The organism is Dechloromonas denitrificans (assembly GCF_020510665.1).
In the GTDB taxonomy this organism is placed as follows: domain Bacteria; phylum Pseudomonadota; class Gammaproteobacteria; order Burkholderiales; family Rhodocyclaceae; genus Azonexus; species Azonexus denitrificans_B.
Genome location: NZ_CP075187.1, coordinates 584,570 through 610,906 on the forward strand (window position 1 = coordinate 584,570; position 26,337 = coordinate 610,906).

21 protein-coding genes are annotated in these 26,337 nt (G+C 61.2%); 9 read left to right on the forward strand and 12 right to left on the reverse strand.

The window, feature by feature from the left end:
* Positions 1 to 37 precede the first annotated feature (37 nt).
* The gene (locus KI614_RS02785) at positions 38 to 1,294 is read right to left on the reverse strand and encodes a glutamate-5-semialdehyde dehydrogenase (RefSeq protein ID WP_226407713.1); all 1,257 of its coding nucleotides are present in this window, start codon (positions 1,292 to 1,294) and stop codon (positions 38 to 40) included.
* Positions 1,295 to 1,494: 200 nt separating this feature from the next.
* Between KI614_RS02785 and KI614_RS02790 the strand changes: the two genes are divergently transcribed.
* Positions 1,495 to 1,662, forward strand: coding sequence for a hypothetical protein (locus KI614_RS02790; protein ID WP_226407714.1), 168 nt, complete (start codon positions 1,495 to 1,497; stop codon positions 1,660 to 1,662).
* On the opposite strand, the gene holA is transcribed toward KI614_RS02790, so the two are convergent.
* Genes holA through leuS form a run of 3 tightly spaced genes read right to left on the reverse strand, consistent with a single transcriptional unit; the run spans position 1,663 to position 5,909 of the window.
* On the reverse strand, positions 1,663 to 2,670 hold the full coding sequence (gene holA / locus KI614_RS02795) for a DNA polymerase III subunit delta (RefSeq protein WP_226407715.1): 1,008 nt from the start codon (positions 2,668 to 2,670) through the stop codon (positions 1,663 to 1,665).
* Positions 2,670 to 3,194, reverse strand: a complete 525-nt coding sequence (gene lptE / locus KI614_RS02800) for an LPS assembly lipoprotein LptE (protein WP_226407716.1) — start codon at positions 3,192 to 3,194, stop codon at positions 2,670 to 2,672. The genes holA and lptE overlap by 1 nt, the downstream gene beginning before the upstream one ends.
* Positions 3,195 to 3,206: 12 nt before the next feature.
* Positions 3,207 to 5,909 carry a leucine--tRNA ligase gene (gene leuS / locus KI614_RS02805; RefSeq protein ID WP_226407717.1) on the reverse strand — a complete coding sequence of 901 codons (2,703 nt, stop codon included), beginning with the start codon at positions 5,907 to 5,909 and terminating at the stop codon, positions 3,207 to 3,209.
* Between the two features lie 66 nt (positions 5,910 to 5,975).
* Between leuS and KI614_RS02810 the strand changes: the two genes are divergently transcribed.
* Entirely contained in the window at positions 5,976 to 6,851 is an 876-nt protein-coding gene (locus KI614_RS02810; protein ID WP_226407718.1) for a FecR family protein, read from the forward strand.
* 10 nt (positions 6,852 to 6,861) lie between these two features.
* Here the strand turns inward: KI614_RS02810 and KI614_RS02815 are convergent, their stop codons facing one another.
* Positions 6,862 to 7,215, reverse strand: a complete 354-nt coding sequence (locus tag KI614_RS02815; RefSeq protein ID WP_226407719.1) for a hypothetical protein — start codon at positions 7,213 to 7,215, stop codon at positions 6,862 to 6,864.
* 242 nt (positions 7,216 to 7,457) lie between these two features.
* Between KI614_RS02815 and KI614_RS02820 the strand changes: the two genes are divergently transcribed.
* From KI614_RS02820 to KI614_RS02835, 4 genes are all read left to right on the forward strand, one after another.
* Positions 7,458 to 9,608 (forward strand): UvrD-helicase domain-containing protein, encoded by a 2,151-nt coding sequence (locus KI614_RS02820; RefSeq protein ID WP_226407721.1) that lies wholly within the window; start codon positions 7,458 to 7,460, stop codon positions 9,606 to 9,608.
* Positions 9,609 to 9,740: 132 nt separating this feature from the next.
* Positions 9,741 to 10,715 (forward strand): quinone oxidoreductase family protein, encoded by a 975-nt coding sequence (locus KI614_RS02825; RefSeq protein ID WP_226407723.1) that lies wholly within the window; start codon positions 9,741 to 9,743, stop codon positions 10,713 to 10,715.
* Positions 10,712 to 12,037, forward strand: coding sequence for a TAXI family TRAP transporter solute-binding subunit (locus tag KI614_RS02830; RefSeq protein ID WP_226407725.1), 1,326 nt, complete (start codon positions 10,712 to 10,714; stop codon positions 12,035 to 12,037). The genes KI614_RS02825 and KI614_RS02830 overlap by 4 nt, the downstream gene beginning before the upstream one ends.
* Entirely contained in the window at positions 12,034 to 12,660 is a 627-nt protein-coding gene (locus KI614_RS02835; RefSeq protein WP_226407727.1) for a ParA family protein, read from the forward strand. Before KI614_RS02830 ends, KI614_RS02835 begins: the two co-directional genes overlap by 4 nt.
* A gap of 42 nt (positions 12,661 to 12,702) precedes the next feature.
* Here the strand turns inward: KI614_RS02835 and KI614_RS02840 are convergent, their stop codons facing one another.
* Both KI614_RS02840 and KI614_RS02845 read right to left on the reverse strand, forming a co-directional pair.
* Positions 12,703 to 15,897, reverse strand: coding sequence for an ABC transporter substrate-binding protein (locus tag KI614_RS02840; RefSeq protein ID WP_226407729.1), 3,195 nt, complete (start codon positions 15,895 to 15,897; stop codon positions 12,703 to 12,705).
* A 102-nt stretch (positions 15,898 to 15,999) separates the two neighbouring features.
* Positions 16,000 to 16,911 carry a LysR family transcriptional regulator gene (locus KI614_RS02845; protein WP_226407731.1) on the reverse strand — a complete coding sequence of 304 codons (912 nt, stop codon included), beginning with the start codon at positions 16,909 to 16,911 and terminating at the stop codon, positions 16,000 to 16,002.
* A gap of 104 nt (positions 16,912 to 17,015) precedes the next feature.
* On the opposite strand from KI614_RS02845, the gene KI614_RS02850 reads away from it, so the two are divergent.
* The 3 genes from KI614_RS02850 (at position 17,016) to KI614_RS02860 (ending at position 19,222) form a co-directional block, all read left to right on the forward strand.
* Positions 17,016 to 17,720 (forward strand): pirin family protein, encoded by a 705-nt coding sequence (locus KI614_RS02850; RefSeq protein ID WP_226407733.1) that lies wholly within the window; start codon positions 17,016 to 17,018, stop codon positions 17,718 to 17,720.
* A 43-nt stretch (positions 17,721 to 17,763) separates the two neighbouring features.
* Positions 17,764 to 18,318, forward strand: a complete 555-nt coding sequence (locus KI614_RS02855) for a flavodoxin family protein (protein ID WP_203468614.1) — start codon at positions 17,764 to 17,766, stop codon at positions 18,316 to 18,318.
* Between the two features lie 100 nt (positions 18,319 to 18,418).
* Positions 18,419 to 19,222, forward strand: a complete 804-nt coding sequence (locus KI614_RS02860; RefSeq protein WP_226407735.1) for a response regulator — start codon at positions 18,419 to 18,421, stop codon at positions 19,220 to 19,222.
* On the opposite strand, the gene KI614_RS02865 is transcribed toward KI614_RS02860, so the two are convergent.
* The 5 genes from KI614_RS02865 to KI614_RS02885 form a co-directional block, all read right to left on the reverse strand.
* Positions 19,200 to 19,748 carry a hypothetical protein gene (locus KI614_RS02865; RefSeq protein ID WP_226407737.1) on the reverse strand — a complete coding sequence of 183 codons (549 nt, stop codon included), beginning with the start codon at positions 19,746 to 19,748 and terminating at the stop codon, positions 19,200 to 19,202. The genes KI614_RS02860 and KI614_RS02865 overlap by 23 nt on opposite strands.
* Positions 19,745 to 20,878: a sialidase family protein gene (locus tag KI614_RS02870; protein ID WP_226407739.1), complete on the reverse strand. Its 1,134-nt coding sequence runs from the start codon at positions 20,876 to 20,878 to the stop codon at positions 19,745 to 19,747. Before KI614_RS02870 ends, KI614_RS02865 begins: the two co-directional genes overlap by 4 nt.
* Positions 20,875 to 22,482 (reverse strand): ArnT family glycosyltransferase, encoded by a 1,608-nt coding sequence (locus KI614_RS02875; RefSeq protein WP_226407741.1) that lies wholly within the window; start codon positions 22,480 to 22,482, stop codon positions 20,875 to 20,877. The genes KI614_RS02870 and KI614_RS02875 overlap by 4 nt, the downstream gene beginning before the upstream one ends.
* A 78-nt stretch (positions 22,483 to 22,560) precedes the next feature.
* Complete coding sequence (locus KI614_RS02880; protein WP_226407743.1) at positions 22,561 to 23,364, reverse strand: enoyl-CoA hydratase; 804 nt, start codon at positions 23,362 to 23,364, stop codon at positions 22,561 to 22,563.
* Between the two features lie 47 nt (positions 23,365 to 23,411).
* Entirely contained in the window at positions 23,412 to 26,219 is a 2,808-nt protein-coding gene (locus KI614_RS02885) for an ABC transporter substrate binding protein (protein ID WP_226407745.1), read from the reverse strand.
* Positions 26,220 to 26,337: the final 118 nt, after the last annotated feature.

Sequence of the window (26,337 nt, forward strand, 5' to 3'; positions counted from 1 at the left end):
TGAAAAAACCCCGGAAATTGCTCCGGGGCTATCCGGGTCAGGCGCGCACGTGGCCGTCGCCGAGCACGATCCATTTCTGGCTGGTCAGCCCGTCCAGACCGACCGGGCCACGAGCGTGGATCTTGTCGGTCGAGATGCCGATTTCAGCGCCCAGACCAAATTCGAAACCGTCGGCAAAACGGGTCGAGGCATTGATCATCACCGCAGCCGAGTCGACTTCGCGCAGGAAGCGCATGGCCTTCGGATGATTTTCCGTGACGATGGCTTCGGTGTGGTGCGACGAATAGTGGTTGATGTGGGCAATCGCTTCATCAATATCGGCGACCACCTTGACCGAGATGATCGGCGCGAGGAATTCGGTGAAATAGTCCTCCTCCGTGGCCGCAACGGCATTCGGCAGGATGGCCCGGGTTTCGGCGCAACCGCGGATTTCGACGCCCTTTTCGCTCAACATTGCCGCGATGGCCGGCAACTGCGTCGCCGCAACCGAGCGTGCGACGAGCAGCGATTCGGTGGTGTTGCAGGTGCCGTAGCGCTGAGTCTTGGCATTTTCGACAATCTTCAGGGCCTTGGCCGCATCGGCCTGGTCGTCGATGTAGACGTGACAGTTGCCGTCGAGGTGCTGGATCATCGGCACACGGCATTCGGCCAGCAGGCGCGAGATCAGGCCCTTGCCGCCGCGCGGTACGATGACGTCGACAAATTCGCGCATGGTGATCAGTTCGCCAACCGCTGCGCGGTCGGTCGTCTCGATGACCTGGACACTCTCAGCCGGCAAACCGGCCGTTTGCAAACCTTCCTGGACCAGCGCCGCAATGGCGCGATTCGACCGGATGGCTTCCGAGCCGCCACGCAGGATGGCGGCGTTGCCGGATTTCAGGCACAGCGCTGCAGCATCGGCCGTAACGTTCGGGCGTGCTTCGTAAATGATGCCGATAACGCCGAGCGGAACACGCATCTTGCCGACCTGGATGCCGGACGGGCGGAACTTGAACTCGCCCATTTCTCCGATCGGGTCCGGCAGCTTGGCGACCTGTTCGACGCCTTCAGCCATGTTTTCAACGCCCTTGGCCGACAGCGTCAGGCGGTCGAGCATGGCCGGTTCGAGGCCGGCGGCACGGGCGGCAGCCAGGTCTTCCTGGTTGGCGGCGACCAGCGTGGCCGATTCGCGGCGGATGGCGGCGGCAATGGCCAGCAGGGCGGCGTTCTTTTCAGCCGTGCTGGCGGTGGCCAGGCGGCGCGACGCGGCACGTGCCTGACGGCCGACGGTCTGCATGTAACTCTTGATATCCATGATCGGTGCGCTTCAACTTAAAGAAACATTATAGCCAGCAAATTTACAGGGAACTTCCGGAAGCGGGTAAACTCTGATCCACAACGAAAACAGGGTTTTCCATCGAGGACAAGATGGCAGAAAAATTGATATTGCCGACCGAGGTTAAGGTCTGCGCAACATGCAGCTATTGGGACGGCGAACGTCACGTGGATGCAGAGATGAAACTGGTAGTGGTTTCCGAAGAATGTCAGGGTGAATGCCTGGTTCAGGAAACGCCAAAACACTGCCTGCACGATATTCGCAACGAGTGCGTCTGCCTGTGGGAAGACCTCGAACCGGACGCGCCACCGGCCGACGAATCCGCTGGTGAATCTGCCGGCAGTTGATCAGCCGGCGGCGGTGAGGCGCAGGCCGAGCCGCAGGAATTCTTCCCAGATATTGCCCTGGCCGATGCCCTTGGCCAGTCGGTCGATTTTTCCGGCATGCTGCAGCGCGGCTTCGAGTTTCGCGGTCGACATCCGTTGCAAGGCTTTTTTCACCGGGCTCTGGCGCGGCCCCCAGACTTTGGCATCCTTGAGCAACTGATCCATCGGGCGGCCGGCATCCATGCCGGCGCGGATCAAGGTCAGCGTCCGGATTTCCTCACTCATCGCCCAGAGTACCAGCGGCGGCGCTTCGCCTTCCTGCATCAGGCCATCCAATGTGCGCGTCAGCCGGGCGATATCGCCGGAGAGCAGGGCTTCGCGCAGACCATCGATGTCGTAGCGGGCGACATTGAGCACCGCATCGCGGACCTGGGCCTCGGTGAGCTGGCCGGCCGGATAAAGCAGGCCCAGTTTCTGGATTTCCTGATGCGCGGCAAGCAGGTTGCCTTCAACCCGCTCGGCGATGAATTTCAGGCTGTCGATGTCGGCACTTTGCTGCTGGCGACGCAGCCGACCGGCGATCCAGCCGGGGAGTTCGGCCAGCGGCGGTGCCATCAGTTTGATCGCCACGCCAGCATTGACCAGCGCCGTGAACCAGGCGGCTTTTTCCTCGCGCCAATCGAGCTCGGGCAGCGTGATCAGCAGCAGGTTGTCCAGCGACAGGTTCTGGCACCACTGCTGCAGGGCGCTGCTGCCTTCCTTGCCGGGTTTGCCGGTCGGAATGCGCAGGTCGATCAGCTTCTTGTCGCCGAACAGTGACATGTTGCCGCCAGCGGCGAGCAGCGTGCCCCAGTCGAATTGCGGCAAAACCGTCAGTACTTCACGTTCGCTATAGCCCTGTTTTCTGGCTTTGGCCCGAATGGCATCGGCCGCCTCGATGACCAGCAAGGGTTCATCGCCGTAGAGCACGTAGAGCGGGCGCAACTCGCGGTCGAGATGCGCGGCCAGCTGTTCGCCCTTGAGCAGCATTACTCGTCTTCTTCGGCGTCGGGGTTCTTCGGCTTGATGATGCTCAGCCGGCGCATGATCTGGTTCACCAGGTCATTATTCATGTCGCGCCAGAGCAGGCCTTCTTCGAGATCCTTGGCGAGCACGTTCGAATCATCGAAGGTGATGTCGCGGGTCAGGCTGATTTCATTTGGCGGAACCAGGACCTGCCCTTTCTTGTTGACCACACGGAAAGTGTAGGTCAGTTGCAGGCGGTATTCGCGCACCCGGCCCTGGGCGTTGACGCTGAGAATGGTCTTCTGGCGACCATCGGTCAGTTGCTGGAAGGTGGCATCGGCCTGGCCCGCCTCTTCGATGATTTCGGTGCTGCCTGCCGCATTGATGTAACGCTCCAGCCAGATCCGGACTTCAGCCGTCTCGGGCAGGGCGATGTGCATCGTCTTGTACGGCAGGCTGCCGCTGAGCGTCCCGCGCAGATGGAAGCCGCAACCGGTCAGGGCGGCGGCGAAGATCACTGCGAGCAATAGCTTGAACGGGACGCGCATGGCGGTTTTTCCTTAAACGACGATGTTGACCAGGCGGCCCGGCACGACGACAACCTTCTTGGCCGGCTTGCCTTCCATGAACTTGACGGCGCCTTCCGAGGCCAGCGCAGCGGCTTCGATGCTCGCCTTGTCGGCTTCGGCCGAGACGCGGATGGAGCCGCGCAGCTTGCCGTTAACCTGCACCATCAGCTCGATTTCATCTTGCTTGAGGGCAGCCGGATCGGCTTTCGGGAAGGCCTGGTTGCCGGCATCAAGGCCCGGTTTCAGTTCGGCGTAAAGCGCCTGGCCGATGTGCGGCACGATCGGGAAGAGCAGCAGCGCGACGCTTTCCAGGGTTTCCTGGGCGAGCGCACGGCCGGTAGCGTCGGCGAGGTCGCACTTGTCGTAGGCGTTCAACAGCTCCATCACGGCGGCGATGGCGGTGTTGAACTGCTTGCGGCGGCCGTAGTCGTCGGCCACCTTGCCCATCGTCTGGTGCAGTTTGCGGCGCAGGTCGGCTTGCGCGGTCGACAGGCTGCCGGTGCCCGAAAAGGCGGGCACAAGACCGGCCTGAACGTGATCGTAGGTCGTCTTCCACAAACGACGCAGGAAACGGTAAGCGCCTTCGACGCCGGCATCCGACCATTCCAGTGATTGGTCAGGTGGCGAGGCGAACATGATGAACAGACGTGCCGTGTCGGCGCCGTACTGGTCGATCAGGGCCTGCGGATCGACACCGTTGTTCTTCGACTTCGACATCTTCTCGGTACCGCCGATCACCACCGGCAGGCCGTCGGCCTTCAAGGTGGCGCCGGTCGGGCGGCCCTTTTCGTCGGTCACGACATCGACATCGGCCGGGTTGAGCCACTGCTTCTTGCCGCCGTCGAGTTCGCGGTAGAAGGTCGGGGCGACGACCATGCCCTGGGTCAGCAGGTTGGCGAACGGTTCGCCAAGATCGCCGATCAGGCCGACGTCGCGCATCAGCTTGGTGAAGAAGCGCGAGTACAGCAGGTGCAGGATGGCGTGCTCGATACCGCCGATGTACTGGTCGATGCCGCCCTTGCACCAGTAGGCGACGCGCTCGTCGACCATGGCAGTGGTGTTGTCCGGGCAGGCGTAGCGCAGGAAGTACCAGGACGACTCGAAGAAGGTGTCCATGGTGTCGGTTTCGCGCCGGGCGTCGCCGCCGCACTTCGGGCACTTGCACTCGTAGAACTCGGGCATCTTGGCCAGCGGCGAGCCAGCGCCGGTGATCTCGACATTCTCGGGTAGCACGACCGGCAGTTGCTCGTCCGGCACCGGCACGTCGCCGCAGGTCTTGCAGTGGATGATCGGAATCGGGCAGCCCCAGTAACGCTGGCGGGAAATGCCCCAGTCGCGCAGGCGGAACTGGACTTTCTTGTCGCCGAGATCCTTGGCGGCGAGGTCGGCGGCGATGGCGTCGACGGCGGCTTCGTAGCCGAGGCCATCGTATTTGCCAGAGTTTACGCAAACGCCATTTTTAGTTGCGTACCATTCGTTCCAGATGGCGTCGACGAAAACATTATTCCAATTGCTTGCTTCCTCTGCAATTTGCGCTTCTGAAAGGTCGGGTACCAATCGGCGTATGCCGGCTTCCATTGCGGAAATTGTTTCCTGTGGCAAGTACTCTTGGATTACCTGCTTGATCGGCAAGTTGTACTTCAGCGCAAACGCGAAATCGCGCTCGTCGTGCGCCGGCACGGCCATCACGGCACCGTCGCCATAGCTCATCAGCACGTAGTTGCCGACCCAGACTTCGACCTGTTCGCCGGTCAGCGGATGCGTGACGAAAATGCCGGTCGGCAGGCCCTTCTTTTCCATCGTTGCAATGTCGGCTTCGGCGACGCCGCCCTTCTTGCATTCCTCGATGAAATTGGCCAGTTCCGGGTTGTTGACCGCAGCACGCGTGGCCAGCGGGTGTTCGGCGGCGACGGCAACGAAGGTGACGCCCATGATGGTGTCGGCGCGGGTGGTGAAGACCCACAGCTTTTCATCCGGATTGTCGGCCAGCGGGAAGGCGAAGCGTACGCCGGTGCTCTTGCCGATCCAGTTTTTCTGCATCAGGCGAACCTGCTCGGGCCAGCCCGGCAGGTTGTCGAGTTCGGTCAGCAGTTCTTCGGCGTAAGCGGTGATCTTCATGTAATACATGGGGATCTCGCGCTTCTCGATCAGCGCGCCGGAACGCCAGCCGCGGCCGTCGATGACCTGTTCGTTGGCAAGAACGGTGTGATCGACCGGGTCCCAGTTCACGGTGCCGAGCTTCTTGTACACCAGGCCCTTTTCATAGAGGCGGGTGAACAGCCATTGCTCCCAGCGGTAGTACTCGGGCGTGCAGGTCGCGAATTCGCGTTCCCAGTCGATGGCGAAGCCGAGCGACTGCAGCTGTTTGCGCATGTAGTCGATGTTCGAATAAGTCCACCCGGCCGGCGGCACGTTGTTCTGCAGCGCGGCATTCTCGGCCGGCATGCCGAAAGCGTCCCAGCCCATCGGTTGCAGGACATTGAAGCCCTGCATCTTGTGGAAGCGGGAGAGGACGTCGCCGATGGTATAGTTTCTGACGTGCCCCATGTGCAGCTTGCCCGAGGGGTAAGGGAACATGGAAAGGCAATAGTATTTCGGCTTGGTGGCGTCTTCCACGGCGCGCGCGGCACCGGTTTTGTCCCAGTGGCTCTGGGCTGCGCGTTCGATGTCGGCCGGGGTGTATTTGTCCTGCATGGGATTCCGCTGAAAAATCGTGAAATGAGCCCGGAATTATACCGGTTGAACCTGTCTGGAGAGGCGATGAGAACAAAGCTTGGTGTGGCGCTGGCGATTTTGGGCCTGTTTTCGACGTTGACCGCAGCCGCTGTGCCGAATGCCGTGGTCGATGTCGTTCAGGCGCCGGCCTGGGTTGAGCGCGACGGGCGTCGACTGGCCATGGCGCCGGGGATGGTGCTGGAAAACCGGGATCGCATCCTGACCGGCAAGCAGGCGCGAGCCATCGTTCAACTGGCCGATGGCAGTGCCATCAAATTGGGCGAGAACACGAATGTCGCGGTCAACGCCCTCAAGCAGCCTGAAAATGGTGTTTTCACAGCCGCCCTCGATATCGCCAAAGGGGCTTTCCGGCTGACGACCGATATCTTTCGCAAGCACCAGACAAAGCGCGCGATCAATGTGCGCAGCGGGACGGTGACGATCGGCATTCGTGGCACCGACTTGTGGGGCCGGGCGAGCGATGAAAAGGATTTTGTCTGCCTGCTTGAAGGCCGTATTTCGGTCACTCATCCGCTGGGTGAGCCGGCCGAGTTGAGCGAGCCGTTGCAGTTTTATGGCGCGGAAAAGGGAATGGCGCCGGGCGCAGTGGCTTTTGCTGACAAGGCGCAGGTCGCTTTGTGGGCACTGGAAACCGAACTGGCTTACGGCATGCCCAGCCAGCGGCGGGATGGCCGCTGGGCTTTGCATTTCGGGCAGCATGGCAAGGATGATGCCTTGGCGCTCTACGACCAGCTGGTTGCGGCCGGTTACGCGAGCCGGATTGTGCCTGTCCGTGTTTCAGGCGAGTATCGCTACGGATTGCGCCTGGGAGGTCTTGTGACTGAGCGCGAGGCGCTGGCGCTGGCCGACCGGTTGGCGCGGGATCTGCTCTTGCCCGCACCGACCGTTCGTCGGCATTAGCGTTGCCCGGTCACGCGGCTTTTTTTGCCGGATTCATGTTTTCCCAGGTTGTTTGCCAGTAGCGGTAAGCGTTCTGGGCAGCCATCAGGGAAAGCAGCGACATCCGGGTCTGGTGGTGCCACATCCAGGAAATGCGGGGGGCTGGGTCCAGGCGGTAAGCCGGGGTGCCGCCCACTTCATCTTCCACGATGGCGAGGAAGCGTTCGACGGCCAGGCCATAGTATTCGGCACCGCTGGCGTTACCGGTCAGATGCTCGGCTTCCGATACGGCGCGGCGCCAGAGTTTAAGGGCCAGTTCGTCACTGATGCCTGCTTTCCGGGCAATCCAGGGCAGGATCTTTGGGGCTGACATATTGTTTTTCATGCTGTTTCTCCGTTTTGGTACCGGGTGGTGGTAACCACTCGAATGCTATGACTGCCTTGTGGGCAAAAAGTTTTGTGCACCGCAATATATTTTTTGGGAAGTATACTGCTGAGCCATTTGCCCGCTTGTAAATAAATGTTCAAAACCAATTGCTGCGTTGCATCATTGCAACAGATTGGTCTGACCATTTTTCCTGTTTTGCCGGGGTCATATGACGCCCTGTTTTTTATCGTCGAGAGTCCATGTCTGATCTGCTTGCCAATCTGAATCCTCCGCAATTACAGGCGGTCACGTTGCCGCATGTGCATGCCCTGATCCTCGCCGGTGCCGGTAGCGGCAAAACCCGGGTGCTGACGACGCGCATCGCCTGGCTGATGTCGACCGGGCAGGTCGGGCCGCACGGCATCCTGGCCGTCACCTTCACCAACAAGGCGGCCAAGGAAATGACGGCTCGTCTCTCGTCGCTGGTGCCGATCAACACGCGTGGCATGTGGATTGGCACCTTTCACGGCCTGTGCAACCGCATGCTCCGGGCACATTACCGCGAAGCCGGGTTGCCGCAGACTTTCCAGATTCTCGATACGGCCGACCAGCTGGCGATGATCAAGCGCCTGTTGAAAAACCTGAATATCGACGACGAAAAATATCCGCCCCGCGAGCTTTGCCATTTCATCAACGCGCACAAGGAGCAGGGCGTCCGTGCGGCACAGGCCGAGGCTTACGACAACTACACGCAGAAGCGTGTCGAGCTGTACGCCGAGTACGAAAACCAGTGCAATCGTGAAGGCGTGGTCGATTTTGCCGAGCTGCTGTTACGTTGCTATGAGCTGCTGCAGCGCAACGAGCCGCTGCGCAAGCATTATCAGGAGCGTTTCCGCTACGTGCTGGTCGATGAGGTGCAGGACACCAACAAGCTCCAGTATGCCTGGCTGCAGTTGCTGGCCGGCGGCGGTGCCAAGGTCTTTGCGGTGGGCGACGACGACCAGAGCATTTACGCCTTTCGCGGTGCGGAAGTTGGCAATATGCGCGATTTCGAGCGCGACTACGCCGGCGACAACATCATCCGGCTGGAGCAAAACTATCGTTCGCACGGCAATATCCTGGCTGCCGCCAATGCGCTGATCAAGCACAACCGCGAACGCCTCGGCAAGAATCTGTGGACCGATGCCGGCGAAGGTCAGCCGATTCGCATTTTCGAAGGCTATTCCGACCTCGACGAGGCGCGTTTCGTGGTTGATGAAATCCGCGATCTGGTGCGCGAAGGCACGGCGCCAACGCAGTGCGCCATCCTTTATCGCTCGAACGCCCAGTCCCGCGTGCTGGAACACGAACTGTTCGCCAAGGGCGTGCCGTACAAGGTCTATGGCGGCTTGCGCTTCTTCGAGCGGCAGGAAATCAAGCATGCGCTGGCCTATCTGCGCCTGCTCGGCAATCCGGATGACGACACGGCTTTCCTGCGCGTCGTCAACTTCCCGACGCGCGGCATCGGGGCGCGCTCGCTGGAGAATCTCCAGGCGACCGCGCATCAGTTCAATTCCAGCCTCTACAACGCAGCAGCTTCGCTGACTGGCAAGGCCGGGCAGACGGTCGGTGCATTTATCCGCCTGATCGAAACCCTGCGTCAGAAAACGGAAAATCTGCCGCTGCCGGAAATTGTCGAGCATATCGTTGAGAAATCTGGGCTGGCCCAGCATTACCGGACCGAGAAAGAGGGGCAGGAGCGGCTGGAAAATCTCGATGAGCTGATCAATGCCGCAGCGACCTTCGTCGATGACGACGGTGTGGTGCTCGGTCATCAGGCGGAAGGTGGGGCGCTGGTTTCCTTCCTGACCCATGCCTCGCTCGAAGCCGGTGAGCATCAGGCTGGCGAAGGCCAGGAGGCTGTCCAGCTGATGTCGGTGCACGCCGCCAAGGGCCTGGAGTTCGATGTGGTTTTCATCAGCGGCCTGGAGCAGGGGTTGTTCCCGCATGAAAATTCGGTGAATCAAGGGCGCGAAGGGTTGGAGGAAGAGCGTCGGCTGATGTATGTCGCGGTAACCCGGGCGCGTCAGCGGCTTTATCTTTCATCGGCCCAGACCCGCATGTTGCACGGCCAGACCCGCTATTGCGTGCCGTCCGGCTTCTTCGAGGAAATTCCACCGGAGTTGCTGCTTCGGCTGAACAAGAAGGTGGCTGCGGCGCCCGCTGTTTCGTCCTTCGGGGGCGGCGGTTATGCCGCTGCGCCAGTGGCCGGGGGATTGCGCATCGGACAAAGTGTCGAGCATGCCAAGTTTGGTCTGGGCGTCATCGTGTCAACCGAGGGGCGCGGCGCCGACGCTCGCGTCCAGGTCAACTTTGGCGGTGCCGGGATGAAATGGCTGGCACTGGAATATGCCAAGTTGACGCCGGTCTAGCGACCGGGAGGGTTTGAGGTGGGCTGAAGTACGGAAGCCCGCCGGGATCGCGCGATACGGTGGATCGAAATGCCGGGCAGATGGTACGCTCAGGTTTTTACGACCACTGATCACGGCTGACAGGAGACTCTGATGGTTCACGCGATTCGTCTTAATAAAACCGGGGGGCCAGAGGTGCTTGCCTGGGAAACGGTCGATCTTCCCTCTCCTGCCGCCGGTGAGGCAACGGTTCGCCATCATGCGGTTGGCCTGAATTTCATCGATACCTATCACCGGACCGGCTTGTATCCGCTGGCCTTGCCCAGTGGTATCGGGTTGGAAGGCGCCGGTGTCGTCGAAGCGGTCGGGGCCGGCGTGACCGAAGTCAAGGTAGGCGACCGTGTTGCCTATGCTGGTGGCCCGGTCGGGGCATATGCTGAAGTTCGCAACATTCCGGCGCACCGTCTGCTGCAACTGCCGGCCAGTATTGCGTTCAATACGGCGGCTGCAATGATGCTTCAAGGGCTGACCACGGCCTACCTGTTGCGGCGTACTTACCGTGTGCAGGCCGGCGATGCTGTGCTGATCCATGCCGCCGCCGGCGGTGTCGGCCTGATTGCCTGTCAGTGGGCCAAGGCACTGGGGGCGACGGTGATCGGTACGGTCGGCTCGGCGGCCAAGGCCGATATCGCCCGTGCTCATGGTTGCGATCACGTGATCAATTACAGCAGCGAAGACTTTGTTGCGCGTGTGCGCGAGATTACCGGTGGCGAGGGGGTGCCGGTGGTGTATGACGGCGTTGGCAAGGATACTTTCATGGGCTCGCTCGACAGCCTTCGGCCGATGGGCTTGCTGGTCAGCTACGGCAATGCATCCGGCCCGGTCGAGCCGCTCGACTTGCTGTTGTTGTCGCAAAAAGGCTCGCTTTTCGTGACCCGGCCGACACTGATGAATTACACCGCGAAACGGGCCGATCTGGAGGCGCTCGGGGCTGAGTTGTTTGAGGTCGTGGCTTCCGGCAAGGTGCGCATCGAGGTGAATCAGAGTTATGCCCTGAAAGATGCCATCCAGGCGCACCGCGATCTGGAAGCGCGCAAAACCACCGGTTCGACGATTCTGATTCCATGATGGCCAAGATCAAGGCAGGGCTACTCTCTCTACGCGATCTCTTTGCCACCGCCTGGTGGATATTCCTGATTGTCGGCATCGGTTTTGTGGTTGCCTACCAGTTTGTCGAACCGGCGCCGCCCAAGAAGATCGTCATCACAACCGGCAGCGAAAGCGGGGCGTACTACCAGTTTGCGCAACGCTACGCGGCCATTCTGGCCAGAGATGGCGTGACGCTTGAAGTCAGGGCTTCTGCCGGTTCGCTGGAGAATCTCGAGCGCTTGAAAAAGGATGAGGCACAACTCGGGTTTGTCCAGGGCGGCGTTGTCGAGCCGAAGGATGATCCCGATGCCGAAGACGATTCCGGTCTGCTTTCGCTCGGCAGCATGTTTTACGAGCCGGTCTGGGTCTTTTATCGTGGCGAGAAGCACCTCGATCGCTTGACCGATCTGCGGGGCAAGCGTCTGGCCATTGGTCAGGAAGGGTCGGGCGTTCGTCAATTGGCGCAGCAATTGCTGAAAGCCAATGAAATTCCGGCTGGGGATCACCTGGTTCCACTCTCTGGCCTGAAGGCGGCAGAGGAATTGCAGCAGGGGCGGGTCGACGCTGTTTTTGTCATCGCTTCCGAGAAGGCTCCTGTGGTCCAGTTGCTGCTCCGTTCGCCGGGCATCAAGGTGATGAGCTTTGCGCAGGCCGATGCTTATCAGCGGCGCTTTGGTTTCCTGACCAAGCTGACCATGCCGCACGGCGTGGCTGATCTGGTTCGTGATTTTCCGCCGGCCGATGTCACCTTGCTGGCGCCGACTGCCAACCTGATTGTCCGCGACGACCTGCATCCGGCCTTGCAGACGCTGCTGCTCCAGGCGGCCAGCGAAGTGCATGGCAAATCGGGCTTTTTCCAGCGGGCGGGCGAATTTCCTGCCTACAAGGATCACATGCTGCCGGCCTCCTCCGAGGCAACCCGTTATTTCAAGTCCGGCTCGCCTTTCCTGCAACGCTACCTGCCGTTCTGGCTGGCGGTCCTGATTGATCGTCTGATCGTCCTGCTTGTCCCGATTGTTGCCTTGCTTATTCCCTTGCTCAAGATTGCGCCGGCAATTTATACGTGGCGGGTGCGCTCCAAGATTTTCCGTTGTTACGGCGAGCTGAAGTTTCTTGAGGATGATCTCAAGAACCATTTCGACATGGCCTTGCTGGGAGAGTATCGCAGCCGTCTTGATGCCCTCGATGATGAAGCCAGCCAGTTGCATGTGCCGCTTGGTTTTACCGATCTGGTTTATACCTTGCGGGAACACGTCAATCTGGTGCGCCGGACCTTGAGTAAACTGGAACAATCCGCATGAAAGCCTTTCTCGTCGCCAATCCGAAGGGCGGCTCGGGGAAAAGTACGCTCGCCACCAATCTGGCCGGGTATTTCGCCTCGAAACGTCACGATGTGATGCTGGGGGATATCGATCGTCAGCAATCTTCACGCGAATGGTTGGCGATCCGGCCGTTTGAGTTGCCCAGCATCGATACCTGGGATATCGGCCATGACAATATCGCGCGGCCGCCCAAGGGGACGACGCACGTCGTCCTCGATACCCCGGCCGGCCTGCACGGCAAGATGCTTGAGAAGGTACTCAAGTTATCAACCCGCGTTATCGTCCCTGTCCAGCCATCGATGTTCGATATGCTGGCGACGCGTCATTTCCTGACCGAGCTGCTTTCCGAGAAGGCGGTCCGCAAGGGCAAGGCCGACGTTGCCGTAATTGGCATGCGGGTTGATGCCAGGACACGGGCCGCCGGCGAACTGGAGAGGTTCTTTGCAACCTTCGATCTGCCTGTCCTGGCCTATTTGCGCGATACGCAAACCTATGTCCAGGCAACTGCGGCGGGAATGACGATTTTCGATTTGCCACCCTCGCGCGCCGAGCGCGATCTTGAGCAGTGGCGGGCGATCATTGACTGGGCGGAAGCCGAATAATCCCCGCTTGCGCGGTCGACCGCGACATTCAGGCCTTTTTGCTCAGGATGATGCCTGCAGCCATCGCAGCAAGGTGGCAAACAGCAGGTCGGGATCCACCGGCTTGCCGATGTGATCGTTCATGCCGGCCATCAGGCAGCGCTGGCGATCTTCGCCGAAAGCGTTGGCGGTCATGGCAATAATCGGCGTCTTGGCGTGGCCGGGCTGGCTGCGGATGGCCTTGGTGGCGTCGAGCCCGTTCAGTTCCGGCATTTGCATGTCCATCAGGATCAGGGCGTAAGGGGTTTGCTCGGCGAGGGCGACCGCGATCATCCCGTTTTCAGCCAGATCAACCTGCAAGCCGGCTTCTTCGAGCAGGCCGCGTGAGACTTCCTGGTTGATCGGTTCGTCCTCGGCGAGCAGCACGCGTTTGCCGGCATAACGCGTGCGCAGCACCATTTCTGCAGGCATTGCCGGTGCCGCAGGCATTTGCCCGGAAAGCCGGTCGACTTTGGCGAAGCGGGCCGAGAACCAGAACAGGCTACCCGCGCCGGGTTTGCTTTCGACGCCGATCGTGCCGCCCATCATCTGGGCCAGGCGCTTGCTGATCGCCAGTCCCAGGCCGGTGCCGCCGTAGTGACGTGTGGTCGAGCTGTCGGCCTGTTCAAAAGCCATGAACAGGCGCTGCTGATCTTCCAGCGAAATGCCGATGCCGGTGTCCTTGACCGAGAAATGGACCAGGACTCCCTCATCGTCCGAATAGGCGACATGGGCCCGCACGACGATGCTGCCCTGGTCGGTGAACTTGATCGCATTGCTGCTCAGGTTGAGCAGGATCTGGCCCAGGCGCAAGGGATCGCCCTTGAGCGGCAGATGGTTGAGTTCATCGGGCAGGTCGATCAGGAATTCGAGTCCCTTGCGGCTGAACAGTGGCGCGACCAGGCCGCGCAGGTTGCTCATTACGCTGTCGAGCGAGAAATCGATATTGTCGAGGCTGAGCTGTTCGGCTTCGATTTTCGAAATGTCGAGAATGTCATTGATCACGGCCAGCAGGTGCTGCGATGCCTGGGCCACCTTGTTCAACTGGTCGCTTTGCTTGGCATCGCTGGCCCGGCGCAACGCCAGGTCGGTCATCCCCATGATGGCGTTCATCGGGGTGCGCAGTTCGTGGCTCATGTTGGCCAGGAAGGTGCTCTTTGCCCGGCTGGCTGCTTCGGCAGCTTCCTTGGCAATCGACAGGGCGACGGTACGCTCCCTGACCATCGCTTCGAGGTGGTCCCGATGTCGCGCCAGTTCGGCTTCATTGCGCTTGCGTTCGGTAATGTCGCGGGTAATGCCGAGGATCTGGTGCGGTTGTCCGGCGGCATCGAGCAGGATGCTGGTGACAACTTCGGTGCTGACGATCCGGCCATCCTTGCAGGGCTGGTCGACTTCGGTGGTGGCGAAACGGGCTTGCAGGTCACCTTCGGCGATACGCTGCAGGCTGTGGCGCAGCGTGGCGTTGACCCGCTCGGCCGATTCGGGGGTCAGTGCCGCGGCAAGTGGTTGTGCCATCACTTCGGCGGCCGTCCAGCCACGCAGGCGCTCAATCGAGGGGCTGATGTAGGTGAAACGGAGATCGTCAAGATTCATCAGCCAGATGACATCGCTGCTGTTGTCGGCAATCAGCCGGTAGTTGGCCTCGGTTTGTGCCAGGGTCGTTTCGGTCTGTTTTCGTTCGACCGCGATTTTGGCCAGGCTGGCATAGTCCTGGATCAGCTGGATTTCTGTCTCTGAGGGTTTGCTCGGGTGACGGTGGTAAATCGCAAAGGTGCCCAGTACCTTGGCGTTGCGGTCAAGGAATGGTTGCGACCAGCAGGAGTGCAAGTTCGCACGGCGCGTGATTTCACGGAAATTCTTCCAGTACGGGTGCTGTTGAAGATCCTCGGCAATCACCCGTTCGCCACGGAAAGCCGCAGTGCCGCATGAGCCGATGCCATCGCCGATGGCGAGGCCGTTGACCGCTGCGTTGTAGAAATCAGGCAGGCTGGGCGCTCCGCCGTGCTGCAGGTGCTTGCCACTTTCATCGAGCAGGAGAATGGAGCAGAGCGCACCGGGGTGAAGTATTTCGACGCGCCGGGCCAGTTCGTCGAGCACTCTGGGCAACGGGGTTCCCTGGCTGATCAGGTGCAGTACCTGGTTGTGCACCATCAGTTCGGATTTGCTGTGTTTCAGTTGCCGGTTGGTCCGGATGGCGTGCAGTGCCGCGCCGGTAATCAGGGCGATGATGCCAAGCGCCAGCGCGAGGTAGGTGTACAGGCGCTCAAGATCTATTTTGGGATTGGTTTCGTAGATGAAACCGTTGAGGCTGAAATCCTTCGGCAGCATCCTGCTTTCAGCGTAAGTGTCGGCAATGTGTTGCCAGCGGCCGTTGTTCATATAGCCAATGGGCAACAAATCTGCCCGGATCAGTGGCTCCATCCGGGCGTGTTCGAAGCGCAGGAATTCTGCCATCGTCGGCGAGCTGTATTGGCGGGTGATCAGCTCGATGATTTCCTGCGGGTGAGCCATGGCGTACTGCCAGCCGCGCAGGCTGGCATCGCGGAAGGCACGGACGCGGGCCGGGTGCTGCTCCACCTCCTGGCTGCGGGTGAACAGGTTGTCGCCGTAGAAATCGATACCTGCCGAGCGTGGCGTCAGGATTTGATAATCGAAGCCAGCTTTGTCGAGAAAATAAGGCTCGCTGGTGATGTAGGCCGAAATCGCGTCGACTTTCCCGGTCAACAGGTCGCCGGGTGAAAAACTGTGTTCGAGCTGCTTGATGTTATCGAGCGGAACGCCCTCGCGCTTGAGGTAGGTGAACAGCTCCTCGGCCAGTGGTTCGATCATCACGCGCTTGCCGCTGATGTCGTGCACGCTTTGCGTCCGGCTTTGCTGGGCCGCGATGATGATCTGCGGCGAGTGCTGGAATATGACTGCCAGGGCGACGACCGGTTTGCCGGCTTTGCGTTCGAGCAGCAGACTGCTGGTGCCCACGCCGAATTCGGCTCGGCCGGAAACGACTTCATCGACTACATCAAGCCCGGGCCGCGCTTCCTTGATCTCGACGTTGAGCCCCGCCTCTTCGTAGTAACCCAGCTCCTTGGCGGCGTAATAGCCGGCGAACTGGAAGGCGTGCGTCCATTTCAGTTGCAGGGTGACGTTTTCTGCGGCCTGAGTTGGTGAAAGCAGGATCAGTGCAGCGAGAAAGGCAAAGGCGCGGATGAGTTTGGTGGGCATGATTTGTCGGGCTACGAAAACATCTTGGCTAGACAGGTAACGACAGTCTAGGGCGAAAAACGCATGTTTGCCGGTTTTGTCTCCAGTCCGGCTTTTCGCGCCCTACAGTCCTGCGGTCAACAGGTCGATTTGTTCATTTTTCTCAAGTTCGGCGAGAAACCAGCCGAGCGCCTTGCCGACCTGCCGGGTTCGCCAGGCAATGTGGCAGGGCATCGGCGAGCGTGGGTCGGCCAGTGTTTTTTCGACCAGCCGGCCGGCAGCGATTTCCGGTCCGGCCAGCCAGACCGGCAGGTGCCCGACGCCCAGGCCGGCAATCTGCGCTCCAGCCTTGGCGGCCATGTTCGGCACGCGCAGGATGTCCTGCCCTTCGAGCAGGCCAATGGTCCGTGCGGCCAGTTCGCGGGAGGTGTCGGCGATGACCACGGCCCGATGACGGCGCAACTCGCTGCTGGGGATCGGGGTTGGGTGACTGGCCAGCGGGTGGGTCGGCGCAACGACAAAAAGTTGCTGGGTGCGCATGCAGAGCAGGCGGCTGTTGATCCCGCTGCGCGCCGGCATGTCGCCCGGTGCGCCAATCACAAGATCGGCCCGGTCGGTGGCCAGCGCATCCCAGCTGCCGCCCAGCACTTCGGTGGACAGGCGGATTTGTGTCACCGGGCAATCGGCATAAAAGCGTTCAAGCAATGGGAACAGGCGTTCGACCGGAATGATCATGTCGACCGCGATGCGCAGTTCGGCTTCCCAACCGGTGGCAATGCGCTGGACGCGGCGCTCCAGTTCGGCGGCGGCGCGCAGCAGGTGGCGCCCTTCGTCAAGCAAGGTTCGTCCTGCCGGGGTAAGGCTGGCGCGTCGCCCTTCGCGGATGAACAGCGCAACATTCAGGTCGCTTTCCAGCTTGGCGACGGCGTGTGACAGCGCCGAGGGAACGCGGTGCAGCGCGCTGGCTGCGGCAGTGAAGCTGCCGTGGCAGTCGATGGCATCGAGAATGTGCAGTAATTCGAGCGATATTTTCATGTGAATTTTATTGAACGATAGTGCCGGAATAATTCGCTGGATATGCCTGAACTCTACGCCTAGTATGCTGACAAAGCCATACCGATTGTTCACAAGGAGTTGCCATGATTGTTCCAAGATTATCTGCCGAGCGGGGTCGGGCCGATCACGGCTGGCTTAAGGCACTGCACAGTTTTTCTTTCGGCGATTACTACGATCCGGCCGAAATGGGCTGGGGTGCGCTGCGTGTGATCAATGAAGATCGTGTGGCGCCGGGCATGGGCTTTGGCATGCACGGCCATCGCGACATGGAGATCGTGACCTATATTCTGGCCGGTTCGCTCGAACACAAGGACAGCCTCGGTAACGGCGGCGTCATCCGGCGTGGCGAGGTGCAGCGCATGAGTGCCGGCAAGGGCATCATGCACAGCGAGTTCAATCCTTCGCCCGACGTCGAGACGCATCTGCTGCAGATCTGGATCGAGCCGGCGGTGCGCGGTACCTCGGCCAGTTACGAGCAGCAGCCTTTGCCGGTCGATGAAATGCGGGGCCGCTGGCGCCTGGTTGCTTCGCCGGATGGCGCCGAGGGCAGCACGACGATCGGCCAGGACGCCTGCTTGTACGCCTCGGTGCTGGCCGCCGGCGAGTCGATTGATTATCGGCTGGCGACCGGACGTGCGGCCTATGTGCATGTTGTTCGCGGTCAACTGACCCTGAACGACCAATCCCTGGCAGGCGGCGATGCCGCCAAGATTGCCGATGAAAGCCAGCTGCTTTTCCAGGCGACGGCCGACACCGAATTCCTGCTTTTCGATTTGCCACCCTTCTGATTTTTACCCTCAATTTTTATTCAAGCCTTTGAAAGGAAAGACCATGAGCAAAGTTGTTGTTGTCTATCACTCCGGTTACGGCCATACCCAGCGCGTTGCCCAACAAGTTGCCGAAGGCGCCGCCGCCCAGCTGATCGCCATTGATGCTGAAGGCAATATCGGCGAATCCGACTGGAACGCACTGGCAGCGGCCGATGCCATCATCTTTGGCACGCCGACCTATATGGGCGGTGCCAGCTGGCAGTTCAAGAAATTTGCCGATGCCTCGTCCAAGGCATGGTTTACGCGCGCCTGGCAGGACAAGGTGTTCGGCGGTTTCACCAACAGCGCCAGCCTGAACGGCGACAAGCAGGTCACGCTGATCGGCCTGCAGACCCTGGCTTCGCAGCATGGCGGCATCTGGGTCAGCCTCGGCCTGTTGCCGAGCAACAGCAAGGCGGCCGCGCGTACCGACATCAACAACCTGGGCGGCTCGGTCGGCCTGCTGGTTCAGTCGCCGTCCGACGCCAGTGTCGATGAAATTCCGCAAGGCGATCTGGATACCGCCAAGCGTTACGGTCAACGTGTTGCCGAGGTCGCTTCCCGCCTGCGCGGCTAAGCCCGAGATGGGCCGAAAGGTCCATTCGCAGTGCATCGCCTTACGGAATCGCGGTGCACTGCTATAGTGCGGTTATTACTGCTCAATCCGGAGTGACCGCATGGCCCTGACTACCTCGCTGGCTGATCTTTCCGTCCTGCTCGTCGAACCTTCGAGCATGCAGGCCAATCTGGTCGGACGCATGCTTCAGCATCAGGGCATCCAGTCGATCGAAACGGTCGATACCGGGAGCGCTGCGCTGCAGGCCCTGACCTGCAAGGCGGCCGGTGGTCAGATCGTGATCAGCAGCCTTTACCTGCCGGACATGGCCGGGACCGAGCTGGTCGCTGCCATGCGTGACGATCCCGAGCTGGAATCGATTCCCTTCATTCTGGTTTCCAGCGAGACGCGTCCCCAGGTGCTCGAGCCGGTTCGCCAGTCCGGTGCCTGCAGTATCGTCACCAAGCCGTTCAATGAGCAGCAATTGTCCCGGGCGCTTTATGCCGCGGCGGATTACCTGAATCCACCGGACGACATGGATGTGTCGGAAATCGAAAATCTCCGGGTCCTGCTGGTCGATGACAGTTTTGCCTCACGTCGCCATCTGCACCGCTTGCTGAGCGAGCTGGGCATCGAGCGCATTACCGAAGCAGCCGACGGCAAACAGGCCGTCGCCTTGCTGCAGGACACCATGGTCGATCTGGTGATTACCGATTACAACATGCCGGAAATGGATGGTCGTGAATTGACCGAATATATCCGCACGCAAAGCTGGCAGAACAATGTGCCGGTGCTGATGGTGACCAGCGAGCAAAACATGGGGCGTCTGGCGGCCGTCGAGCGGGCCGGGGTGTCGGCCATTTGCGACAAGCCTTTCGAGGCTGGCAGCATTCGCAAGCTGATCAGCGATTCCCTGGTCCGGTAAACCGTCGCCGGACATTCAGCAGGACGACGACCAGCGCGCCGAGGACCAGCAGCGGGTCGATCAACACATCCCAGAGGTTGGCAAAGATTCCGCTGGCGTAAGCAGCCAGATCGATGGCCAGGATCAGCAGCCAGCGATCAAGTCGTCGCCAGCTCAACGCTGCTGCCACCGGGATGCAGGCTGCGAGCAGCATCCATGGCTGGTAACCGCTGGCGTACGGGTCGAATGGCCCCCAGCCGAGTGCGGCTGGATAGAAAAACAGGGCAAAAATCACCAGGCCCAGCGCCGGGCGGTCGCCGAGTGGCGATGGCGTTCTGCCTGCCAGCTGGAGGATGGCCAGTTGCAGCAGGGTGACCGAGGGCGTACCGAAAAAACCGTGCATGGCCGGCGCAATGCCGGTGAGCAAGGCCAGCGCCGTTGCGGCCAGCGCAGCACGGGCGCGCAGCGGGCCGAGTGGGAGCAGGGCAATCAGCGCACCAAAAATCAGGCTGTGGGCGAGTAGACCGTAGGAAGCCACCGGGTTCATGGTTTTTCCTCGTCCAGCCAGGCTTCGCTGAAGGCGGCATGCTTGATGCCCAGGCGGCGCCAGGTGTAGGCCAGGTGAATTCGTCCATCGCGCCCGAGCAGCAGGGCCGGGTAGGAGAATTCGGCACCGGCATCCGGTGCGGTTTCTATTGTTCGGCTGGCTTGCCAGGTCTTGCCGTCATCGGCTGAAATCCAGAGCAACAGCGCTTCCCGACCATTCGGTGGGTTGCCGGCCAGCAACAGGCGACCGCTGCGCAGGCGCAGTGCGGCGACCGAGGCGTTCGGATTGGGCACGTTCAAAGCCTCGCCGGCTTGCCATGACAGGCCGCCATTGTCTGTTTGCGCCACCTGAACCTTGTTGTTGCCGGAGCCGGCATCGCGTAAAAAAGCGATGGCTCGTTGTGCATCGAACGCCACGACCGCCGGTTGCAAGGTGCGGACATCGTGCTTCATGCGCACTTTGTCGATGATTTGTCCGGTGGCCGAAAGGCGCAGCCATTCGCCGTGTTTGGCAATGAATTCATGGTAGACCGGCAGACCGAGGCCGCCATCGGCCAGCGCCATCGGCGATGTGCGGCCCAGTGTGCTGATGTTGGCGAATGGCGAAGTCTGCAGTTTTTCCGGTTTCGACCAGCTTTTGCCGTGATCGGTCGACACGCTGTGATTCAGCGAGCTGCCGGCCCAGCCGCCAACGGCTACGCTGACATACCAAAGGTGTAGCCAGCCGCCTTCTGCGTAAAGTACCGGGTTGCCGACCTTGCGTACGTAAGCGAAAGTGCCGCCAGCGGTTGTTTCACGGGTGGCAATGGCTTGTGGTCGGCTCCAGCCCTCTTTGCCCTGCGTGCTGAACCAGACGGCGACGTCGGCGGCGCCTTCGCGGCTACCGGCAAACCAGGCGGCAACCAGGCGGCCGTCGGGCAATTGGGCCAGCGCGGCGGCATGTGCCGATTCGCCGGCGCTCGGCAGCATTTCAGCCGAGAACGTGGCCGGCAGCGTTGAAGCTGCCGCGGGCGGCGGCGGGACGAAGGCCGGCATCTCGGGTTTGGGGATGCGCCAGAATGCGGCGCTCAGTGCGAGCGCAAAGAGCAGAACAGGCAGCCAGCGTGGCAGGGCGGGTGACTCCTTGCTCATGGCCGGCTGATCTCGAACCAGAAAACACGAGTGAGCAAGGGGGTGAGACTGCGGCTGGCGAATGCATTTTGCCAGTCGGCCCGGTTGCTGCCGACGCGGGCGAAGCGTAGGCCGGAGCCGTGCGAAGCCAGCGTCTCGTAGCGGCCGAGTTCCCTTGCGCTGTAGCCTGCTGCGGTCAACGCTTGCTGGAAGCGCGAAATGTCTTTGTCTTCAACGAAAACGGGTGTTTTCTGGGCGCTGATTTCGGCCAGGTCGGCTGCATCCAGACGAGCATGGTGACGATGTGCCTGGGCACTGAGGGTCGGCAGCATGGCCGGTTGCGGGCCGTCGAACATGGCGACCGGGCGGCTCTTGCCGAGGGCGACCACATCGCCCGGTACGGCGTTGACGCCGATTGCCGGGAAAACGCCCCACAGCACGGCGATCCAGAAAATGGCGGGGGCCGCCAGCGTGTGGCCGCGGCCACGTTCCTGCCACCAGGCCCAGGTGAGGTAGGTGGCCGGCAGCAGCAGCCAGTACCAGCCGCCCAGCTTGAACCAGAAGCAGAAACCGGCCAGCAAAGTGCCAAACAGGAGCGCGAGCAAGGCGCCGACCCGGAATGGCCAGCGAGCCTTGACCTGCGGCAGCGCCAGGGCGAGAAAGATGGCCAGGGGCACGAGCGAGCCGATCAGGTAGCGATCGAAACTCTTGATCAGCAGAAATGGCAGGAAAGTGGCGGCGAACCAGAGCAGGGCGACGCGCGGTGCACCATTTTCGTGGCGCATTTTCCAGGCAGCGTAGATAAATACGATGACCCAGGGCAGCGCAATGTTGAGCAGGCCGAGGAAGATGCCGGGCGACAGGTTGAAAAACTGGCGCGACTCCAGCTCATCGGCCAGCACCAGGTTGGCCGCTTCGGGGTAAAGCGCCCGGACGATGAAAAACCAGGGGAGCGAGAGGGCTGCCCAGAGTGCTGCGTGGCCGAACAGGGCCAGCCGGTGCCGGGATAGTTCGGCGAGGCGCAGCCGTCCGTTGAGCCACAGCGCCAGTGCGCCGCCGCCGAAAACCAGCGCGACGATCGGGCCTTTGGTCATGAAGCCGGCGGCGAGCAGCAGCGTTGTCGCGGTCAACCAGGCCAGACGACGGGAATCGAACCAGATCAGGAAAGTCCAGAAGGCGGCACTCGACAGTGCGGCAACCGGTACGTCGAGCATGAACCGCCGGCCTTCTGTCGCCATGCCGAGGCAGCCGAGCAGGATGCAGCCGGCCAGCCAGCCGCTTTCGTGGCGTCCGGACAGGCGCCGGGCAATCCCGGCGGCCGAGACCACCAGGAGGGCGGCAAAAAGAGCGCCGACCAGACGCGTGCTGACGATCGAAATGCCGAACAGTTCATAGCTGGCCCGGCCCAGCCAGTAAAGCATCGGCGGTTTGCGGATGCGCGGCGCACCGTCAAGAAAGGGAACCAGCCAGTGATTGCCTTCGATCATTTCCATCGGCGTGCGCAGGCCGAGGAAAAACTCGTCCTTGCCGCTCAGGCCGGTCGCTTCCCAGATGCCGGGCAGCAGCACGGCAAGGGCGAGCAAGAAAAGCAGCAGGGTCTGGCGAGCAGGTGAGTGGGCGTGCATGGGGCGGGATTTTAACCCGCTTCAGGTCGGCTGGCCGGAGTTTGGTCCGGCCTTTCGCCGAGCTTGGCCGTGCTGCGGTCAACAGCCTTTGTAAGCCGGTTTCCGTTTTTGCATGAAGGCATCGATTCCTTCGCCGGCATCTTCGCTCATCATGTTGCAGGCCATGACTTCACCGGCGTAGTCATACGCCTCGCTCAGCCCCATCTCCAGTTGCCGGTAGAACATGCCTTTGCCCATGCGGATGGCGACCGCGCTCTTGGCGAGGATGGATTGGGCGAGACGTTCCACTTCGGCATCCAGGGCATCGGCCGGGACCACGCGGTTGACCAGGCCCTTGGCCTTGGCTTCCAGCGCGTCGATGAAGTCGCCGGTGAGCAGCATTTCGAGCGCCGTCTTGCGGCCGAGGTTGCGCGCCAGTCCGACGGCCGGGGTTGAGCAGAACAATCCGACGTTGATTCCCGAGACGGCAAACTTGGCGACATCGGCGGCGACCGCCAGGTCGCACATCGAGACCAGCTGGCAACCGGCCGCGGTGGCGATGCCGTGCACGCGGGCGATGACCGGTTGCGGCATCTGCGTGATGGCGAGCATCAGTTCGCCGCATTGCCTGAACAGCGCCTGCATGAATTCCTTGCTGTGATTGCCGCGCATTTCCTTGAGGTCGTGCCCGGCGCAGAAAGCCTTGCCGGCCCCGGCAATGACGACGACACGGATCTCGTCGCAGGCAGCAATCGCATCGAGTTCGGCCTTCAGCGCGGTCAACATGTCCCTGGACAGGGAATTGAACTGGCCGGGCCGGTTCAGGGTCAGCGTGGTCAGGCCATCGGCCCGGTCGTCGCGCAGGACCAGCGGGGCAAAATCGGTAGCGGCGGGTAGTGTCATCGGCAGTCTCCTCTATGGTTTTATTAGGGCTTGTTAATGTACCGCGTTCACTGCCTGTCCGGGCTGTCGGCGCCGGGTTCGCTGAGCGCGAAGGGGGCAATCAGCGGCAGGCGCAGCGTGAAATGGATGCCGCTGCCGCGCGCCGTTTCCAGTTCGATGCTGCCGCCTAGTACGTCGCTGGCCAGGTTGCGTGTGATGTACAGGCCCAGCCCACTACCGCCGGTACCCAGGCGAGTGGTGAAAAATGGATCGAAGGCACGCGATGCTTCTGCTTCGTCCATGCCGCGCCCATTGTCGCGATATTCGATGATCACTTGATCGCCGTCGCAATGGGCGGCGAGGTGGATTTTGCCGTCTGGCTGGTCGCCGAATGCATGGATCAGCGAGTTGAGTACCAGGTTCGAGACAATCTGTTCGAGTGGCCCGGGGTAGCTGTCGAGCATGATGCCGGTCGGAATATCGACCTGCACCCGATGTGCAGTGCGCTTGATGCGCGGGCGCAGTGTCGACAGCATTTCCTCCATGGCCTGGGCCAGATCGAATCGCCGGCGGCGGATGCTGGTCTGGTCTACGGCCACCTGCTTGAAACTGTTGATCAATTCAGCGGCACGCTCGATGTTGCGTTCGATCAGGGCGGCGGCATCGCTGCTGTCGCTCATGAAGCGTTGCAGTCCGTTTTTGGTCAGTTTGGCGCTGTCGATGCTTGCGCCCAATTCCTTGATCCGGTCGCGCAAGGTGCTGGCGACCGTATTGGCATTGCCCAGGGGCGTGTTCAGTTCATGGGCGACGCCGGCAACCAGATTGCCAAGGGCGGCAAGCCGTTCCGACTGGGCCAGTTGTTTCATCGCTGCCTGGATGTCGGCATTGGCCTTGAGCAAGGCATTGGTCCGCTCCACGACGCGTTGTTCGAGATCTTCGTTCAAGCGCAAGACTGCTTTTTCGGCGGCAATCCGGGCGGAAATATCCTCGACAATCCCGATGCCGCCGATGACGGTGCCGCGCGAGTTGATGGCAGGTGCGGTGCGGAAGGAAACCCAGGTGGTGTGGCCGGACAAGGTGCTTTGGTATTCGCCCTCGTAGTAACCGGGAATGCCGGTCGTCGCTTTCCGGCAGGCCGGGATGGGCGACTGGTCGCGTACCAGATTGAGATTCAGCCCGATCATCCGGTCGCGCTGGGCCTGCAGGATGTCGGAAAAGCGGTCGTTGGCGTAGGTGATCTTGAGATCGAGATCGAAGTGCACAATGCCGACCGGCGAGTGGCGGAGCAAGAGCCGGTAGCGTTCTTCGCTGGCACGCAGGGCGGATTCGGCCTGTTTTCGCTCTTCAATATCGCGTACCGCAGCAACGAGACGGAATTCGCCACCGATCTCGGCGGTGCGCAAGGCAACTTCAACCCAAAACAAATGGCCATTTTTGTGCCGGGCGTGCCATTCGAAAATATGCACGCCGTTGTGCCGTGCTTGTTCAAGGCAGCGGGCGGCATCAGTCTGGGTGTAGGGTGGTGCGTTGCTGCTGAGGTCGCCGATGCTGAGTTGATGCGCCTCATTGGTCGAGTAGCCGTAAAGCCGGCAAAAACTTTCGTTGGCTTCAATCAGGCGGCCATCGGCGGCCTGGATGATGATGGCTTCATTGGTCGCCGCCAGGATTTCCCGGTAATTCCGTTCGCTGCGGGCCAGGGCGAGTTGGGCGCGATGCGAGCGACGGGTCAGGCTGATCAGCAAAATGACGATCAGCCCCAGGCTGCCGATCAGGGCGGTGCTCAGCCAGAATTCACGCGGGTGCGTCTCGCGCAGGGATTGTGGCCTGTTTCTGATTTCGGCACCGGGCGGCAGGTTTTGTTCGTCAATCCCGAAACGGACGAGTGCCGGATATTCAAAAATGGCTTCCGTCTGGCCTCCGGCGGGCGGAATGGTCGCCGGATTTTCTCCAGCCAGGATGCGCTGTGCCAAGGTGGCCGCCTGGAAGCCCTGACGATGACTGCTGACCACCTGCCCACCCAGGATGCCGGGTACGACCATGCCATCTTCCTTGGCCAGCACCGGTGCAGCTGAGGCTGCCGCCCACAACTGCGAGGCTTCGGCATGTGTCAGGTTGCGCTCTTCACTGTCGCGGTTGAACGTGAGCAGGAAAACACCGCTGCGTGCATCGAGTTGTGCCAGCCGATGTTGAATCGACGGCACCGGTTGGTCGGTCAGGAATTCAAAGGCCAGATCGCTGTTCTCCGCCGCCAGCATGGCTGCGCCGCGTGCTTGTGCCTGGCCGGTGCGACTCTGGTCGTGAATGAAAACGACCCGTTGCAATCCGGGAATCAGTCGGCGTAGCAGCGCAATGTTGCTGCTGATGTCGGCATCGTCGAATACGCCGGTAATGCCGCTTTCCGTTTTCAGCGATGCTGCCCTCTCACCGGCAACGCCACTGAACACCAGCGGAATGCCGTGGAATAGCTGACCGGGCTTGCGCAACTGAAGAGCGAAGTCGAGCGCGTCATCATCCTGCGCAACGATCAGTACCGGTTTGCTCTGGCGGTATTTCCCGTCGAACAGGCGCGCCGTCTGGGCGAGGTAGGCTGGACTCGGGGGCGTCCGCTTGGTGTCGAGAAATTCGATATGCAGTTCAAGCGGCGGCGAGGCATTGGCAAAGCCGTCGCGCAAACCGGCCACTTGGCCATCCGTCCATGGCAGGCCGGTGTGGTAGGACGAGATGACCAGGATATCCTGCCGTGTTTCGGCGGCCGCAAATGCGGTTTGCCATAATCCGGCCAGGCACAGGCAGGCGACTGCAAGCTGTGCCCAGGTTGCGATGGGAAGCGCGAAGCGCGTAACGCTCATTCCCCGTCGCTTTGCCGGTAGGCTCATTGTCTCGTTCCATTCTGGTTTTTGGCTAGATTAACGCGCCCGACATACTTTGTCTAAGCTCGCACGGCTTTGTTGGCTGCTGTTTTCCTGATCGAAGCAACGCGGGCCGAGCGGGCGC

Coding starts and splice junctions, on each gene's coding strand:
- KI614_RS02785 (WP_226407713.1), bottom strand. CDS start 1,294: ATGGATATCAAGAGTTACATGCAGACCGTCGGCCGTCAGGCACGTGCC.
- KI614_RS02790 (WP_226407714.1), top strand. CDS start 1,495: ATGAAACTGGTAGTGGTTTCCGAAGAATGTCAGGGTGAATGCCTGGTT.
- holA (WP_226407715.1), bottom strand. CDS start 2,670: ATGCTGCTCAAGGGCGAACAGCTGGCCGCGCATCTCGACCGCGAGTTG.
- lptE (WP_226407716.1), bottom strand. CDS start 3,194: ATGCGCGTCCCGTTCAAGCTATTGCTCGCAGTGATCTTCGCCGCCGCC.
- leuS (WP_226407717.1), bottom strand. CDS start 5,909: ATGCAGGACAAATACACCCCGGCCGACATCGAACGCGCAGCCCAGAGC.
- KI614_RS02810 (WP_226407718.1), top strand. CDS start 5,976: ATGAGAACAAAGCTTGGTGTGGCGCTGGCGATTTTGGGCCTGTTTTCG.
- KI614_RS02815 (WP_226407719.1), bottom strand. CDS start 7,215: ATGAAAAACAATATGTCAGCCCCAAAGATCCTGCCCTGGATTGCCCGG.
- KI614_RS02820 (WP_226407721.1), top strand. CDS start 7,458: ATGTCTGATCTGCTTGCCAATCTGAATCCTCCGCAATTACAGGCGGTC.
- KI614_RS02825 (WP_226407723.1), top strand. CDS start 9,741: ATGGTTCACGCGATTCGTCTTAATAAAACCGGGGGGCCAGAGGTGCTT.
- KI614_RS02830 (WP_226407725.1), top strand. CDS start 10,712: ATGATGGCCAAGATCAAGGCAGGGCTACTCTCTCTACGCGATCTCTTT.
- KI614_RS02835 (WP_226407727.1), top strand. CDS start 12,034: ATGAAAGCCTTTCTCGTCGCCAATCCGAAGGGCGGCTCGGGGAAAAGT.
- KI614_RS02840 (WP_226407729.1), bottom strand. CDS start 15,897: ATGCCCACCAAACTCATCCGCGCCTTTGCCTTTCTCGCTGCACTGATC.
- KI614_RS02845 (WP_226407731.1), bottom strand. CDS start 16,911: ATGAAAATATCGCTCGAATTACTGCACATTCTCGATGCCATCGACTGC.
- KI614_RS02850 (WP_226407733.1), top strand. CDS start 17,016: ATGATTGTTCCAAGATTATCTGCCGAGCGGGGTCGGGCCGATCACGGC.
- KI614_RS02855 (WP_203468614.1), top strand. CDS start 17,764: ATGAGCAAAGTTGTTGTTGTCTATCACTCCGGTTACGGCCATACCCAG.
- KI614_RS02860 (WP_226407735.1), top strand. CDS start 18,419: ATGGCCCTGACTACCTCGCTGGCTGATCTTTCCGTCCTGCTCGTCGAA.
- KI614_RS02865 (WP_226407737.1), bottom strand. CDS start 19,748: ATGAACCCGGTGGCTTCCTACGGTCTACTCGCCCACAGCCTGATTTTT.
- KI614_RS02870 (WP_226407739.1), bottom strand. CDS start 20,878: ATGAGCAAGGAGTCACCCGCCCTGCCACGCTGGCTGCCTGTTCTGCTC.
- KI614_RS02875 (WP_226407741.1), bottom strand. CDS start 22,482: ATGCACGCCCACTCACCTGCTCGCCAGACCCTGCTGCTTTTCTTGCTC.
- KI614_RS02880 (WP_226407743.1), bottom strand. CDS start 23,364: ATGACACTACCCGCCGCTACCGATTTTGCCCCGCTGGTCCTGCGCGAC.
- KI614_RS02885 (WP_226407745.1), bottom strand. CDS start 26,219: ATGAGCCTACCGGCAAAGCGACGGGGAATGAGCGTTACGCGCTTCGCG.